Below are 13,965 nucleotides of genomic sequence, written 5' to 3'. Positions count from 1 at the left end.
ATATCCCGCCCCAAATTAAGGCTAAGACGCTTTTTTGTTAAGTTGGTAACAATTCCAAGCTGTATCAATAGGAGATTAGACCAGTAAATTGCTGCGATTTGCGCTGAATTAGCTATAATCTGGTTCTAATTTTTAAATTTGGGTTTTTCTCACTGGAAATTAACCGCAAATTTTCAATAAAATGGCAACATTCACGTTCGTAAACACGATAAAGGAAGATAGCCCCACGATGTCTACAAAGTTTCGCATTCTAGTTTTAAATGGCCCAAACCTTAACCTGTTAGGCCTTAGAGAGCCCGCACACTACGGTTCTCAAACACTTGACCAGATTATTAGCTCACTGACCGAGCAAGCGAAAGCACACGATGTTGAGCTATCTCACTTACAGTCAAATCGTGAGTACGAACTGATTGAAGCTATCCATAGTGCTTATCAAAATGTTGATTTTATTATTATCAACCCAGCAGCCTTTACACATACCAGTGTGGCACTGCGTGATGCACTACTTGGCGTTGCCATACCATTTATTGAGGTTCATCTATCGAATGTTCACGCGCGTGAACCATTCCGTCACCACTCTTACCTATCTGATAAAGCAGAAGGTGTGATTTGTGGCTTAGGTGCCCAAGGTTATCAATTTGCTTTGACCGCTGCGCTCAGCAAGCTCAACTCAAAGTAAACATAAACAACGAACTATTACTAACCTACTCAGTCATAGAGTAAGTTCAATTAACAGATAAAGAGAAAGAAACAATGGATATTCGCAAAATCAAAAAGCTAATCGAATTGGTTGAAGAGTCTGGTATTTCTGAGCTAGAAATCTCTGAAGGTGAAGAGTCAGTACGAATCAGTCGTAACAGCACTGCACCTGTAGCACCTGTTCAATATGCAGCTGCTCCAGCACCTGTAGCGGCAGCAGCTCCTGCGGCGGCACCTGTAGCAGCAGAAGCAGCAGCTCCTGCAGTTCCAGCTGGTCACCAAGTTCTTTCTCCAATGGTTGGTACTTTCTACGGCGCTCCAAGCCCAGACGCAAAACCATTCGTTAAAGTTGGTCAATCTGTAACTGCTGGCGAAACGCTATGTATCGTTGAAGCAATGAAAATGATGAACCAAATCGAAGCTGATAAATCTGGTGTTGTAACAGCTATCCTAGTTGAAGACGGTCAACCAGTAGAATTCGACCAAGCTCTAGTAATTATCGAATAATAGAGAGCACTCATTATGTTAGATAAATTAGTAATCGCGAACCGTGGTGAGATTGCACTACGTATTCTGCGTGCATGTAAAGAGCTTGGCATTAAAACGGTAGCGGTTCACTCAACTGCTGACCGTGACCTTAAGCACGTACTGCTTGCAGACGAAACCATTTGTATCGGTCCAGCTCGTGGTATCGATAGCTACCTAAACATCCCTCGTATCATCAGCGCAGCTGAAGTTACAGGTGCAGTAGCTGTTCACCCTGGCTACGGCTTCCTATCTGAAAATGCAGACTTTGCAGAACAGGTAGAGCGCAGTGGCTTTATCTTCGTTGGCCCTAAAGCTGAAACCATTCGCATGATGGGTGACAAAGTGTCAGCTATCACGTCAATGAAGAAAGCTGGCGTACCTTGTGTACCAGGTTCTGACGGCCCTCTTGACGACGACGAAGCAAAAAACAAAGCGCACGCTAAACGCATTGGCTTCCCAGTTATCATCAAGGCATCTGGCGGCGGCGGCGGTCGTGGTATGCGTGTTGTTCGTTCTGAAGCAGAATTAACAGAAGCTATCGCGATGACTCGTGCTGAAGCAAAAGCATGTTTCAACAACGACATGGTTTACATGGAGAAATTCCTAGAAAACCCACGTCACATTGAAGTACAAGTGCTTGCAGATGGCCAAGGCAATGCTATCCACCTAGGTGAGCGTGACTGTTCAATGCAACGTCGTCACCAGAAAGTTGTGGAAGAAGCGCCAGCTCCAGGTATCACTGAAGAGATGCGTAAGTACATTGGCGAACGTTGTACTCGTGCATGTATTGAGATCGGTTACCGCGGTGCAGGTACATTTGAATTCCTATACGAGAACGGTGAATTCTACTTCATCGAAATGAACACTCGTATCCAGGTTGAACACACGATTACTGAAATGGTAACGGGTATCGACCTAGTGAAAGAACAGCTACGTATTGCAGCTGGTCAGCCTCTATCATTCACTCAGGATGACATTAAGCTGCGTGGCCACTCAATCGAATGTCGTATCAATGCTGAAGATCCAGTTCGTTTCCTACCTTCACCAGGTAAGATTGAACGTTTCCACGCACCAGGCGGCATGGGCGTACGTTGGGAATCTCACATCTACACGGGTTACACAGTGCCACCACACTACGATTCAATGATTGGTAAGCTGATCACTTACGGTGAGAACCGTGATGTTGCTATCGCTCGTATGAAGAACGCATTGGGTGAAATGATTGTTGAAGGTATTAACGTTAATACTGAGCTTCAACTGTCTATTATGAACGACGAAAACTTCCAACACGGTGGTGCAAACATCCACTACCTTGAGAAGAAACTTGGTTTGTCATAATCCGTTCGTTTAAGAACAGTCAAAATGCTCACTGCGGTGAGCATTTTTGTTTTTGAACCGCCGAAAAAATCAATCTTTAATCCCCATTATATTCCGTGGGGTTTTGGTGAATTTGCTCATATTTTCTGCTAGACTCGCCATCCAATTTTTCTCATATAGAAGATGCAGCCATGCCTTGGATTCAAATCAAGCTTAATGCTACCAATGAAAATGCCGAACAAATCGGCGACATGTTAATGGAAGAGACTGGTGCTCTTTCTGTAACTTTCCTGGATGCACAAGATACCCCTGTATTTGAGCCTCTGCCAGGCGAAACTCGCCTTTGGGGTGATACTGACATTCTCGCGCTTTACGACGCTGAGACTGATACCGGTGTCGTTCTAGCGCAGATTAAAGCAAGCAACATGTTCCCTGCAGACTTTGCTCATAAAGTAGAGCAAATTGAAGACAAGGATTGGGAGCGTGAATGGATGGACAACTTCCACCCAATGAAGTTTGGTGAGCGTTTATGGATCTGCCCTAGCTGGCGCGATATCCCTGAACCTGACGCTGTTAACGTAATGCTAGACCCTGGCCTTGCATTTGGTACAGGTACTCACCCGACAACGGCATTGTGTCTTGAGTGGCTTGAAGGCTTAGACCTTGCAGGCAAAACCGTGATCGACTTCGGTTGTGGCTCAGGCATCCTAGCGATCGCTGCGATCAAACTAGGCGCAGCAAAAGTTATCGGGATCGACATTGATCCTCAAGCTCTGCTTGCATCAAAAGACAACGCACAACGCAATGGCGTTGCTGAGCAACTAGAGGTGTTCTTGCCACAAGATCAACCGGAAGGTTTGCTAGCAGACGTTGTTGTTGCCAACATTCTTGCGGGTCCATTACGCGACCTTTCTGGCATCATCAAGGGCCTAGTTAAGCCAAATGGTGTACTTGCGATGTCGGGTGTTTTAGATACACAAGCAGAAGATGTTGCCACTTATTATCGTGATGAGCTTCACATTGATCCGATCATCGAACAACAAGAATGGTGTCGAATCTCAGGTCGCAAGCAAGGCTAGACAAGACTTTGGGCGCTAATTGACTGAAATTTAAACAAATTACAAAAACAAATTGTAAATGCTCAAATATTAGTCTTTTCACGCAGCGAAAAAATGCGTAAAATGCGCGCCCTTGCTGGTACAGAACTGTGATGACATTTTTGAAAATCGGAAATTATCAACTTAAGAACAATCTAATCGTCGCTCCTATGGCTGGCGTAACGGATAGACCATTCCGTGAGTTGTGTCTTCGCTACGGTGCGGGGATGGCAGTCAGTGAAATGATGTCCTCCAATCCGAAAGTTTGGAAAACGTCAAAGTCTCAGCAGCGTATGGTACATGAAGGCGAATCGGGCATTCGTTCAGTACAAATCGCTGGTGCAGATCCACAGCTTATGGCCGAGGCTGCTCAATTTAATGTCGATAACGGTGCGCAAATCATCGATATCAACATGGGTTGTCCAGCCAAAAAAGTGAATAAGAAGCTTGCGGGCTCAGCCTTACTGCAGCATCCAGAACTCATTGAAGACATTCTGAAAGCGGTGGTAAATGCTGTCGACGTTCCAGTAACGTTGAAAACGCGCACAGGCTGGGATACAGACAATAGAAACTGTGTCCAAATCGCGAAAATAGCCGAAGACTGCGGCATACAAGCTCTTGCGCTCCATGGAAGAACTCGCGCTTGTATGTACAAAGGTGAGGCAGAATACAAACACATTAAAGCAGCGAAACAAGCAGTATCTATTCCGGTTATCGCTAACGGTGATATCGATAGTCCGGAAAAAGCGAAGTTTGTGCTGGAGTACACCGGCGCTGATGCTTTAATGATAGGTCGACCTGCCCAAGGACGTCCTTGGATTTTTAACGAAATCCTACACTATTTGGAAAACGGCACCACGATGGACCCACTCCCGATTTCGGAAGTGAAAGACATCATGCTTGGTCATGTGCACGCTCTACATGAATTTTATGGAGAGTTTTTAGGCCCTCGCATCGCTCGTAAGCATGTGGGTTGGTATCTAAAAGAACATGAACAAGCGAGTGAGTTTCGCCGTACCTTCAACGCATTCGAAGCAGGTGATCTGCAGCTTGAAGCGCTAGAAGGTTTTTTTGATAACGTTGCACCATAATTACGAGAAGAGCTAGACCGAATATGTTCGAACAAAATCTGACTTCAGAAGCATTGACAGTAACTACAGTTACATCACAAGACCAAATCACGCAGAAGCCACTACGTGACTCAGTTAAAGCATCATTGAAAAATTACCTTGCTCAATTAAACGGTCAAGAAGTCAGCGAGTTATACGAATTAGTATTAGCTGAAGTTGAACAGCCACTACTAGACACTATCATGCAGTACACTCGCGGTAACCAAACTCGCGCAGCAACCATGATGGGTATTAACCGCGGTACTCTTCGCAAGAAACTTAAAAAATACGGCATGAACTAATCGTTCTTTCGTAATTTATTGAATTGAAAGCCAAGCTCATTGTTGAGTTTGGCTTTTTTTTGGCTTGTCGATCCGTGATAGTCGCTGATTACTCTCCAGTGCGACAGCAGCGACCTTTGTCGACGTTTGCTGAGTCCAAGGCTGCTAGAATCGAACAATGGCTTGCATCATCGTCTACGTGACCACAACACGCATCATTAATCTTTTTAAGTGCGGTGCGAATCTTAGTTAACTCGGTAATCTTCTCATCAATCATCTCTAGCTTTGCTGAGGTAATCGACTTCACTTCAGCGCAACTGTGCTGTGTGGCCTCGAGGCGAATCTCAAGCAATTCTTTAATCTCGTCCAAACTCAGCCCCAACGCTTTAGATTTGAGAATAAACGTCACCTGTTTCTGGTTATTTTCATCATATAGGCGATAACCCGAGTCACTGCGACTGGCTGGCGCGATCAGGTTATTCTTCTCATAAAATCGCAAGGTATCGGCTGTCACACCGCATCGCTTCGCTAATTCACCGATCTGAAACATGTTTTTTCCTACTGTTTCGTCCATTCCACAATTAACCTTATCGTTACTTTTCAGGCTAAAATGGCACTTTTCATAATTAATTTTGAGATGCCAAACGATTGCGCGAGCTTTTTTGTAATAAATTAGTTAGAATCTGCGCCATCAAATTTGGAGTTGGTTATCTTATAGCTTAATCATAAGACTAACCCAAAAGGTCTTTACCAAAACTGGCCAATATTTTATCTCTTACTGGTATCTAAGATAATCCACGCTAAGAAGATAGAAACAAGTTCTTTTTTGGCAAATATCTTTATTTTAACCCCATGAATTTGAGGAAGATGGAAGCATGAATAACGCTCGTCCAATTCGCCGCGCTCTAATCAGCGTATCAGACAAAACTGGTATCGTTGAATTTGCACAAGCTCTTGCTAACCGTGGTGTAGATATCCTATCTACCGGTGGCACTGCTCGCCTGCTTGCTGAAAAAGGCATCTCTGTTACAGAAGTATCTGACTACACTGGTTTCCCAGAAATGATGGATGGCCGTGTTAAGACTCTGCACCCAAAAGTTCATGGTGGTGTTCTAGGCCGTCGTGGCCAAGATGATGACGTGATGGAAACTCACGGTATCAACCCTATCGATATGGTTGTTGTAAACCTATACCCATTCGCAGAAACCGTTGCTAAAGAAGGTTGTACCCTTGCTGATGCTGTTGAGAACATCGACATCGGCGGCCCTACAATGGTTCGCTCTGCAGCGAAAAACCACAAAGACGTAACGATCGTTGTTAACGCACACGACTACGAGCGCGTTGTCGCTGAAATGGACGCGAACGATAAATCTCTAACACTAGAGACTCGCTTCGACCTCGCTATCGCAGCATTCGAGCACACCGCTTCTTACGACGGCATGATCGCAAACTACTTCGGCACTATGGTTCCATCTTACGGTGAGAACAAAGAAGGTGACGAACCTTCTCCTGAAAACAAGAGCAAATTCCCTCGCACGTTCAACCAACAGTTCGAGAAAAAGCAAGACATGCGCTACGGTGAGAACAGCCACCAGGCAGCCGCATTCTACGTTGAAGCAAACCCTGAAGAAGCATCAGTTTCTACAGCTCGCCAGATTCAAGGTAAAGCCCTTTCTTACAACAACATCGCTGACACCGACGCAGCACTTGAGTGTGTGAAAGAGTTCGACCAGCCAGCATGTGTGATCGTTAAGCACGCTAACCCATGTGGTGTTGCACTAGGTGAAGACATCCTAGAAGCTTACGACCGTGCATTCAAAACAGACCCAACTTCTGCATTTGGCGGCATCATCGCTTTCAACCGTGAGCTAGACGCTGCAACAGCAACGGCTATCACTGAGCGTCAATTCGTTGAAGTTATCATTGCACCATCAGTTTCTGCTGAAGCAGTAGCAATCGTAGCGGCTAAGAAAAACCTTCGCCTACTTGAGTGTGGTGAGTGGACAACGAAGACAACTGGCTTTGACGTTAAACGCGTTAACGGTGGTTTGCTAGTTCAAGACCGCGACCAAGGCATGGTGTCTGAAGATGACCTTAAAGTGGTTTCTAAGCGCCAACCTACAGCTGAAGAATTGAAAGATGCTCTATTCTGCTGGAAAGTAGCGAAATACGTTAAATCTAACGCTATCGTTTACTCGAAAGGCGACATGACAATTGGTGTTGGCGCTGGCCAAATGAGCCGCGTTTACTCTGCGAAAATCGCAGGCATCAAAGCTGCAGACGAAGGTCTACAGGTTGAAGGCTGTGTGATGGCATCAGATGCATTCTTCCCATTCCGTGACGGTATCGACGCGGCTGCAGAGGCTGGCATCAAGTGTGTTATCCAACCGGGCGGCTCTATGCGTGATGACGAAGTTATCGCAGCTGCAGACGAGCACGGCATGGCGATGATATTCACAGGCATGCGTCACTTCCGCCACTAATCAGAATAGGCTCTAGGTTTTCCTAGAGCCTTTTTTATTCGTTTAACCGTTCATTAATGTTGGCGTTTTACTCATCAACGTTAATAGAAATTTTAATTTTTAGAGCAAAATCAGATTGCCTAGTTCAAGGAAAACACGCGGAGCTTATGACTATAAGTGAGCATGTTTGACGCCGAAATAGGTAATCTGATGAAGCTATCAAAGGTAAAATAAAATGAATGTATTAATTATTGGTGCTGGCGGTAGAGAACATGCTTTGGGTTGGAAAGCAGCACAAAACCCAAACGTTGAAACAGTATTCATCGCTCCAGGTAACGCAGGTACTGCACTTGAGCCAAAACTAGAGAACGTAAACATCGGCGTTGAAGACATCGCTGGTTTAGTCGCGTTTGCTCAAGATAAAAAAATCGAACTGACTATCGTGGGCCCTGAAGCACCATTGGTTATCGGTGTGGTTGATGCATTCCGCGAAGTAGGTTTGCCAATCTTCGGCCCTACTCAAGCTGCAGCACAGCTTGAAGGCTCTAAAGCATTCACTAAAGACTTCCTAGCTCGTCATGATATCCCAACAGGTTACTACTCAAACTTCACTGAGATTGAGCCAGCTATCGCTTACGTTCGCGAGCAAGGCGCTCCTATCGTAGTGAAAGCTGACGGTCTTGCGGCAGGTAAAGGCGTTATCGTTGCGATGACCCTTGAAGAAGCAGAAGACGCAATCAAAGACATGCTAGCGGGCAACGCCTTTGGCGAAGCAGGCAGCCGCGTTGTTATCGAAGAGTTCCTCGAAGGCGAAGAAGCAAGCTTCATCGTAATGGTTGACGGCTCTAGCGTGCTTCCTATGGCCACCAGCCAAGATCACAAACGTGTTGGCGACAAAGACACTGGGCCAAACACGGGCGGCATGGGTGCTTACTCTCCTGCGCCGGTTGTAACTCCAGAAATCCACAACCGTATCCTTGAGGAAGTTATCTACCCAACGGTACGTGGTATGGACGCAGAAGGCGCACCTTACACAGGTTTCCTTTACGCTGGCCTAATGATCGATGCTGACGGCACACCTAAAGTTATCGAATACAACTGCCGCTTTGGCGACCCTGAAACGCAACCTATCATGATGCGTATGGAGTCAGACCTTGTTGAACTTTGCCTAATGGCTATCGACGAGAAGCTCGACGAAGCAGAATCGAAGTGGGATCCACGCGCTTCTATCGGTGTTGTTCTTGCGGCTGGCGGTTACCCTGCTGACTACGCAAAAGGTGACGTTATTTCACTACCAACAAGCGAAGTTGAAGGCCAAAAGGTTTTCCACGCGGGTACGACAAATAATGAAGCTGGCGACGTTGTGACAAACGGCGGTCGTGTACTTTGTGCAACAGCACTGGGCAATACGGTTTCTGAGGCTCAAGAGCGCGCTTACGCGTTGACGAAGCAAGTTAGCTGGAATGGTATGTTCCACCGCAATGATATTGGTTACCGTGCGATTGCGCGCGAACAAGAGCAGTAAACAATCTTGTTGCTCGCTTACTTTCCAATAACAGTAAGCAAATGACAGCAAGTGAATAACAGAAAAAGGCGCCTCAATAGGCGCCTTTTATTATCTCATTTACACAAGAATCTGTATTTGTACAGACAAATAGGCACTTGGCCTACAGTAGGCCAAATACTCTCAATCCTTTGATTACTCGCTATTCTTTCAACAATGATGGCCTAACGACACAATCATGGCTGTCTTCAGCCAGCATCAGTAACTCTTCCACGCTCATCTTACCCAGTGAATCACTGCCAAGAAACGCCGCATAGCTTTCCACAGACGCCAATCGGTCAATCACGAAGCCTGGCAAGGTCTGGTTAAATTCAATGCGATCAAACTCACCACCAGCGCACGTTTTAAAAGAGCTGCCATTCCAGTAACCCTGAATCAGCCTAAGCCCTTCATCATGCTGCTTCGTTGTGGTCTCTAGAACCGACGTCGCTTCTTTCTGATAGTTTTCAAGCTGCTTGGCTTGGATAGGTAAGATTTTGCTATCAATACGATACTGTTGATACACAGCTTCGCCTGACTTATTGAAACGCACATGGACTCGATAGGGAACCAGCTCATTAGAAGAGTTACGCTGCTCGCCTTCACGAATGAATTCACGAAGCACGCCTTCTGACCAAGCATAATCAGTTTGGTACCAGCCGTAATCGCCGACAGTGACGTAGTCAGCTGAAGTATGAGGTTGTGTTAGCTTGTTTGTAACCCAGTAGAAACTCGTCGCGTCGCCCATGACTTGGCCGCCAGTGTGAGTTTCAAATTGCTCTAGGTTTTTGCGAGGGCTTGTTGAAGAACAGCCAATAAGAAATGTAGATAATAGTGAAACGAGAAGAAATGCTTTTTTCATAAAAACCTGTACCGAGGTGGAATACGACTACCTCGGTACAGTTTAGATTATTTCACTGAATCTTTCAGCGCTTTACCTGCAACAAATGCTGGAACATTTGCAGCAGCGATTTGGATCTCATCACCAGTTTTTGGGTTACGACCAGTGCGAGCTGCACGGTGGTTTACTTTAAAAGTACCAAAACCAATTAGCTGAACTTGATCGCCATCTTTAAGAGCATCTGTAACACCGCCAAGAGTCGCTTCTAGAGCAGCTTTAGCTTGTGCTTTAGAAAGGTCCGCTTTTTCAGCAATAAAGTCGATTAATTGAGTCTTGTTCATTTTAGGTTTCCCTTCTTTGTATTTTTGAATTCAATTCACTCTAAAACATAAATGCCCCATCTGGCAAAGGTTTGTCGTCGATCTTTAGCTCTAATGCCGTAGTTTTAGCCATAATATGAGTAATAACTCACAATTTGTTACTGATTTTATTAAGCAAGCCCTTGTTTAAAAGGGGCTGAGAGCAAAATTAATGATGACCTAGCCACTACTTTTTCACTATAATCCACGCTGAATCGCTGCTAAAGCGTACAATTTAATTTAAGGGCAAACATGCTGCTGCTATCTATTTACGTCTCCATTGCTATTGGAGTTTCTTTCATTTGTTCTGTTTTGGAAGCTGTACTTTTGAGTATTAGTCCGAGCTACATTGCTCAACTAAAACAAAATGGGCACCCTGCAGCAGAGTCTTTAGACAAACTGAAAACAGATATTGACCGCCCGCTTGCGTCAATTTTAACGCTCAACACCATCGCCCATACTATCGGTGCTGCGACAGCAGGTGCACAAGCGGCTGTCGTTTTTGGTAGCCAATGGTTAGGTGTCTTCTCTGCCGTGCTAACGCTAGGTATCTTGGTATTATCTGAGATTGTTCCAAAAACCATTGGTGCAACCTACTGGCGTCAACTTGCTCCTGCTTCGGCAAGCGTGCTTCGTTGGATGGTGTTATTCCTAACACCGTTTGTATGGTTCTCAGAACAGATCACCAAACGTCTTGCTCGTGGCCACCAAGCACCAAAAATGCGTGATGAGTTATCTGCAATGGCGATTTTGGCAAAAGAGAGCGGTGAATTTGCAGAAGGCGAGTCAAAAATCCTGAGCAACCTACTGGGTATTCAAGATGTACCCGTGACTCAGGTAATGACGCCGCGCCCAGTGGTATTCCGTGTTGATGCGGAAATGAGTGTGAATACGTTCCTAGAACAACATAAAGACACGCCATTCTCACGTCCGCTGGTTTACAGCGAGCAGAGTGACAACATCATCGGTTTTGTTCACCGCTTAGAGCTGTTTAGATTGCAGCAAGCCGGTTGTGGTGAGAAAGCTTTGGGTGAAGTAATGCGCCCTATCCACGTGTTGCTGAACAACATGGGCTTGGCTAAGGCCTTTGACCAGATGATGGCAAACCGCCTGCAACTGTCTTTAGTTGTGGACGAATACGGCACTATTCAGGGCATCATCACCCTAGAAGACATCTTTGAGCACCTAGTGGGCGAAGAGATTGTCGACGAAGCGGATAAGACGACTGACATGCAAGAACTGGCGTTCCAACGCTGGGAGAAGTGGAAAGAGACACACGGTGTTATCGAAAACCGCGATGACGAGGACGAGGAAGAAACTCCAGCAGACAACGACTCTTCAGATGCAAAATCAACGAATGACGACGACGCATCAAAAGATAAGGCATCAAAAGACAAAGTGTAGAACGAAGACAAAAAAGACGCTTAATCTCAATTTGATACCGTCAGATACAACAAAGGCTCCCTAGGGAGTCTTTGTTTTTATTCGTACCTTGGTGCAATTGCGAATTATAGCGCAACACCAATGTTACTGACTGGGTCTTCACGCAGTTCGTGGCGTAGGTCTTTGATCAGCTCTAAGTCACGCTCAGTCGTTTCACGTAGAGGTCGGAAAATGGCCCACTGAACGTCCCACTCTTCACACACCGCTTCGTTTTCTTTCTGGTTTTCGTTCGTCACTTCTTCAGCGCCTTGAGCAAACTCAAGCTCAGCAACCGTCTTCACCGATTGTTGACTCACTTTAATTACCGCTTCCAACATATGTTCACGGTCAAGCAGACCATGAATTAGCGTTGCTAGGCCTTGGCATGCGTCCATTGCTGGGTAAACACCATAAAAATCAAAATCATCACCGCTAGGGAATAGCTCTTCAACCTTCTCAAGTTGACGCTCAAAGTTCACCTTTGCTGTTTTAACCGTCAGGATTTCCCAAATGCTATCCAAAACATCACGATAGATTCGAGCTTCCGCAAATTCTGTATTCTCACAAAACATGGCATAGTTAGGGTACATACGCTCACATAGACACGCCATAAAGGTAATTTGTTGCCAAGGTTCTAACTTTTCAAGACGAACCTGCAGTGGATTCTGAAGCATAGTCACTCAATAATTGCAGAAAAAGACAGCGAAAGTGTACTTGATAAACCCTGGGGGGAAAAGGTAAGCCGATGAACAATTTTACGAATAAGCTCTATATTCTTACTGAGCATGACGATACCTATACGCAACTGATTCTAAACCAGGATTTACCCGACCTAGAAATCACTCAAAACCCCAAATCAGCACAGATTGTCTTGGCGTCACCACCTCTAATCGCAGAGCGCCTCGGCGAGTTTAAAGAGCTAGACTGGGTACAGAGTACCTATGCCGGAATCAATAAACTCACTCAGCCAGATCTGCGTCAGGACTATACGCTAACCAACGTCAAAGGCATCTTTGGTCCGGCTATCGCAGAATACGTATTGGGTTACACAATCAGTCACTGTAGACACTTCCCTCATTACCACCAGCATCAACAACAACGAAACTGGCAGCCACAGCTTTATACTAGCCTAACTGACAAAACTATGGTGATTTTAGGAACAGGTTCAATCGGCAGTCATTTGGCAAAAACCGCGGCGGCTTTTGGTATTCATACCATAGGTGTCAACCGTACCGGCATCCCATCCAAACAAGAAACCTTTAAAGAGACTTTCCACATCAATGAGATAGAGGCTGCCCTTAAGCAGGCCGATATTGTGGTCAACACCTTGCCATCAACCGCTGAAACCTATCAGCTGTTGAACCAAACCACGTTAGGTTACTGCTCTAATGTGTTGCTGTTTAATGTCGGTCGAGGGGAAAGCATCGACAATAAAGCCTTGTTGCTCGCCATAAAAAACAGATGGGTAGAACACGCATTTTTAGATGTGTTTGAAAGTGAACCCCTCTCTCAGGAACATCCTTTCTGGAAACTACCGCAAGTCACCATCACTCCACACATCGCTGCACTCAGTGAGCCAAGACAAGTAGTCGAGATCTTCGCAGAGAATTACAAACAGTGGCGAGATGGCTTTACACTTAATCATGTCATCGATTTTGATAAAGGTTACTGATGTCCTCTTCGTTACTTAAAGAGATTCGACAATGCCGAGCTTGTGAGCCTCACCTATCACACGGTGCTAACCCGGTGATTCAAGCGCATCCAAACGCGCGCTTGCTGATCATAGGTCAAGCGCCGGGTATCAAGGTGCATGAGTCGTCGATCCCTTGGAATGACGCGAGTGGCGAACGATTAAGAGGATGGTTAGGGATAGATAGCGATACTTTTTACGACGAGCAAAAAGTCGCGATTGTGCCTATGGGGTTTTGTTATCCGGGGAAAGGGAAAAGTGGTGATCTTCCACCACGCAAAGAGTGCGCGGAGCTTTGGCATAACAAAGTGCTGCAATCTCTACCCAATATTCAAATGACACTGCTGATTGGCCAGTACGCACAAAACCATTACCTAACAAACAAGACCACCAGCACATTGACCGAAACCGTGCGTGATTGGCAAAGGTGGGCGCCTGAGTTTTTGCCATTACCCCACCCTTCGCCACGCAATAATATCTGGCTCAAGAAGAACCCTTGGTTTGAAAGTGAAGTCATTCCTTATATCAGGAAACACATCTCTGAGCATTTGGCCTACCATGATCCAAATACCTAATTAACTGCACACAACAAGATTAAACCGCCATCAAATGCCAAT

Annotated in this window: 15 protein-coding genes; 11 read left to right on the top strand and 4 right to left on the bottom strand. The window is 45.6% G+C overall.

All coding sequences use genetic code 11. From position 1 onward, the window contains the following. Positions 1-229 precede the first annotated feature (229 nt). The 6 genes from aroQ to fis all read left to right on the top strand — a co-directional run bounded on the left by aroQ (position 230) and on the right by fis (position 5,052). Positions 230-679 carry a type II 3-dehydroquinate dehydratase gene (gene aroQ, locus AB4249_RS19695; protein ID WP_010435475.1) on the top strand — a complete coding sequence of 150 codons (450 nt, stop codon included), beginning with the start codon at positions 230-232 and terminating at the stop codon, positions 677-679. A 74-nt stretch (positions 680-753) separates the two neighbouring features. After that, positions 754-1,206 carry an acetyl-CoA carboxylase biotin carboxyl carrier protein gene (gene accB, locus AB4249_RS19690; RefSeq protein ID WP_017062707.1) on the top strand — a complete coding sequence of 151 codons (453 nt, stop codon included), beginning with the start codon at positions 754-756 and terminating at the stop codon, positions 1,204-1,206. Positions 1,207-1,221: 15 nt separating this feature from the next. Then, entirely contained in the window at positions 1,222-2,565 is a 1,344-nt protein-coding gene (gene accC / locus AB4249_RS19685; RefSeq protein WP_017062706.1) for an acetyl-CoA carboxylase biotin carboxylase subunit, read from the top strand. Positions 2,566-2,735: 170 nt separating this feature from the next. Continuing rightward, the gene (gene prmA / locus AB4249_RS19680) at positions 2,736-3,623 is read left to right on the top strand and encodes a 50S ribosomal protein L11 methyltransferase (RefSeq protein ID WP_017055901.1); all 888 of its coding nucleotides are present in this window, start codon (positions 2,736-2,738) and stop codon (positions 3,621-3,623) included. Between the two features lie 140 nt (positions 3,624-3,763). Further along, complete coding sequence (dusB, locus tag AB4249_RS19675) at positions 3,764-4,732, top strand: tRNA dihydrouridine synthase DusB (RefSeq protein ID WP_032546269.1); 969 nt, start codon at positions 3,764-3,766, stop codon at positions 4,730-4,732. 23 nt (positions 4,733-4,755) lie between these two features. Beyond that, positions 4,756-5,052, top strand: coding sequence for a DNA-binding transcriptional regulator Fis (gene fis, locus AB4249_RS19670; protein WP_004729744.1), 297 nt, complete (start codon positions 4,756-4,758; stop codon positions 5,050-5,052). 88 nt (positions 5,053-5,140) lie between these two features. On the opposite strand, the gene zntR is transcribed toward fis, so the two are convergent. Beyond that, positions 5,141-5,581 (bottom strand): Zn(2+)-responsive transcriptional regulator, encoded by a 441-nt coding sequence (gene zntR, locus AB4249_RS19665; RefSeq protein ID WP_017062704.1) that lies wholly within the window; start codon positions 5,579-5,581, stop codon positions 5,141-5,143. A 325-nt stretch (positions 5,582-5,906) separates the two neighbouring features. On the opposite strand from zntR, the gene purH reads away from it, so the two are divergent. Both purH and purD read left to right on the top strand, forming a co-directional pair. Beyond that, positions 5,907-7,514, top strand: coding sequence for a bifunctional phosphoribosylaminoimidazolecarboxamide formyltransferase/IMP cyclohydrolase (purH, locus tag AB4249_RS19660; RefSeq protein WP_065584281.1), 1,608 nt, complete (start codon positions 5,907-5,909; stop codon positions 7,512-7,514). Between the two features lie 214 nt (positions 7,515-7,728). Continuing rightward, on the top strand, positions 7,729-9,018 hold the full coding sequence (purD, locus tag AB4249_RS19655; RefSeq protein WP_017062702.1) for a phosphoribosylamine--glycine ligase: 1,290 nt from the start codon (positions 7,729-7,731) through the stop codon (positions 9,016-9,018). Between the two features lie 181 nt (positions 9,019-9,199). Here the strand turns inward: purD and AB4249_RS19650 are convergent, their stop codons facing one another. Both AB4249_RS19650 and hupA read right to left on the bottom strand, forming a co-directional pair. After that, on the bottom strand, positions 9,200-9,898 hold the full coding sequence (locus tag AB4249_RS19650) for a DUF1481 domain-containing protein (RefSeq protein WP_017063655.1): 699 nt from the start codon (positions 9,896-9,898) through the stop codon (positions 9,200-9,202). A gap of 47 nt (positions 9,899-9,945) precedes the next feature. Continuing rightward, positions 9,946-10,218, bottom strand: a complete 273-nt coding sequence (gene hupA, locus AB4249_RS19645; protein ID WP_004729753.1) for a nucleoid-associated protein HU-alpha — start codon at positions 10,216-10,218, stop codon at positions 9,946-9,948. 270 nt (positions 10,219-10,488) lie between these two features. On the opposite strand from hupA, the gene AB4249_RS19640 reads away from it, so the two are divergent. Further along, on the top strand, positions 10,489-11,640 hold the full coding sequence (locus AB4249_RS19640) for a CNNM domain-containing protein (protein WP_102333899.1): 1,152 nt from the start codon (positions 10,489-10,491) through the stop codon (positions 11,638-11,640). Between the two features lie 104 nt (positions 11,641-11,744). On the opposite strand, the gene AB4249_RS19635 is transcribed toward AB4249_RS19640, so the two are convergent. Further along, positions 11,745-12,332 carry a YjaG family protein gene (locus AB4249_RS19635; protein WP_017062699.1) on the bottom strand — a complete coding sequence of 196 codons (588 nt, stop codon included), beginning with the start codon at positions 12,330-12,332 and terminating at the stop codon, positions 11,745-11,747. A gap of 71 nt (positions 12,333-12,403) precedes the next feature. On the opposite strand from AB4249_RS19635, the gene AB4249_RS19630 reads away from it, so the two are divergent. Beyond that, positions 12,404-13,330: a D-2-hydroxyacid dehydrogenase gene (locus AB4249_RS19630; protein WP_017063654.1), complete on the top strand. Its 927-nt coding sequence runs from the start codon at positions 12,404-12,406 to the stop codon at positions 13,328-13,330. After that, the gene (locus tag AB4249_RS19625) at positions 13,330-13,923 is read left to right on the top strand and encodes a uracil-DNA glycosylase family protein (RefSeq protein WP_017065640.1); all 594 of its coding nucleotides are present in this window, start codon (positions 13,330-13,332) and stop codon (positions 13,921-13,923) included. The genes AB4249_RS19630 and AB4249_RS19625 overlap by 1 nt, the downstream gene beginning before the upstream one ends. The last annotated feature ends 42 nt before the right edge of the window (positions 13,924-13,965 follow it).

Source organism: Vibrio sp. 10N.261.55.F4 (genome assembly GCF_041470465.1).
GTDB lineage: Bacteria > Pseudomonadota > Gammaproteobacteria > Enterobacterales > Vibrionaceae > Vibrio > Vibrio crassostreae_C.
The sequence above is the reverse complement of the archived record's forward strand: the minus strand, read 5'-3'. Positions and strand labels throughout refer to the sequence as shown.

Excerpts from the sequence above, each read along its gene's own strand:
- purH (WP_065584281.1), top strand. The coding sequence starts at position 5,907 with ATGAATAACGCTCGTCCAATTCGCCGCGCTCTAATCAGCGTATCAGAC.
- aroQ (WP_010435475.1), top strand. The coding sequence starts at position 230 with ATGTCTACAAAGTTTCGCATTCTAGTTTTAAATGGCCCAAACCTTAAC.
- purD (WP_017062702.1), top strand. The coding sequence starts at position 7,729 with ATGAATGTATTAATTATTGGTGCTGGCGGTAGAGAACATGCTTTGGGT.
- AB4249_RS19650 (WP_017063655.1), bottom strand. The coding sequence starts at position 9,898 with ATGAAAAAAGCATTTCTTCTCGTTTCACTATTATCTACATTTCTTATT.
- AB4249_RS19640 (WP_102333899.1), top strand. The coding sequence starts at position 10,489 with ATGCTGCTGCTATCTATTTACGTCTCCATTGCTATTGGAGTTTCTTTC.
- prmA (WP_017055901.1), top strand. The coding sequence starts at position 2,736 with ATGCCTTGGATTCAAATCAAGCTTAATGCTACCAATGAAAATGCCGAA.
- accB (WP_017062707.1), top strand. The coding sequence starts at position 754 with ATGGATATTCGCAAAATCAAAAAGCTAATCGAATTGGTTGAAGAGTCT.
- AB4249_RS19635 (WP_017062699.1), bottom strand. The coding sequence starts at position 12,332 with ATGCTTCAGAATCCACTGCAGGTTCGTCTTGAAAAGTTAGAACCTTGG.
- AB4249_RS19630 (WP_017063654.1), top strand. The coding sequence starts at position 12,404 with ATGAACAATTTTACGAATAAGCTCTATATTCTTACTGAGCATGACGAT.
- AB4249_RS19625 (WP_017065640.1), top strand. The coding sequence starts at position 13,330 with ATGTCCTCTTCGTTACTTAAAGAGATTCGACAATGCCGAGCTTGTGAG.
- hupA (WP_004729753.1), bottom strand. The coding sequence starts at position 10,218 with ATGAACAAGACTCAATTAATCGACTTTATTGCTGAAAAAGCGGACCTT.
- zntR (WP_017062704.1), bottom strand. The coding sequence starts at position 5,581 with ATGTTTCAGATCGGTGAATTAGCGAAGCGATGCGGTGTGACAGCCGAT.
- fis (WP_004729744.1), top strand. The coding sequence starts at position 4,756 with ATGTTCGAACAAAATCTGACTTCAGAAGCATTGACAGTAACTACAGTT.
- accC (WP_017062706.1), top strand. The coding sequence starts at position 1,222 with ATGTTAGATAAATTAGTAATCGCGAACCGTGGTGAGATTGCACTACGT.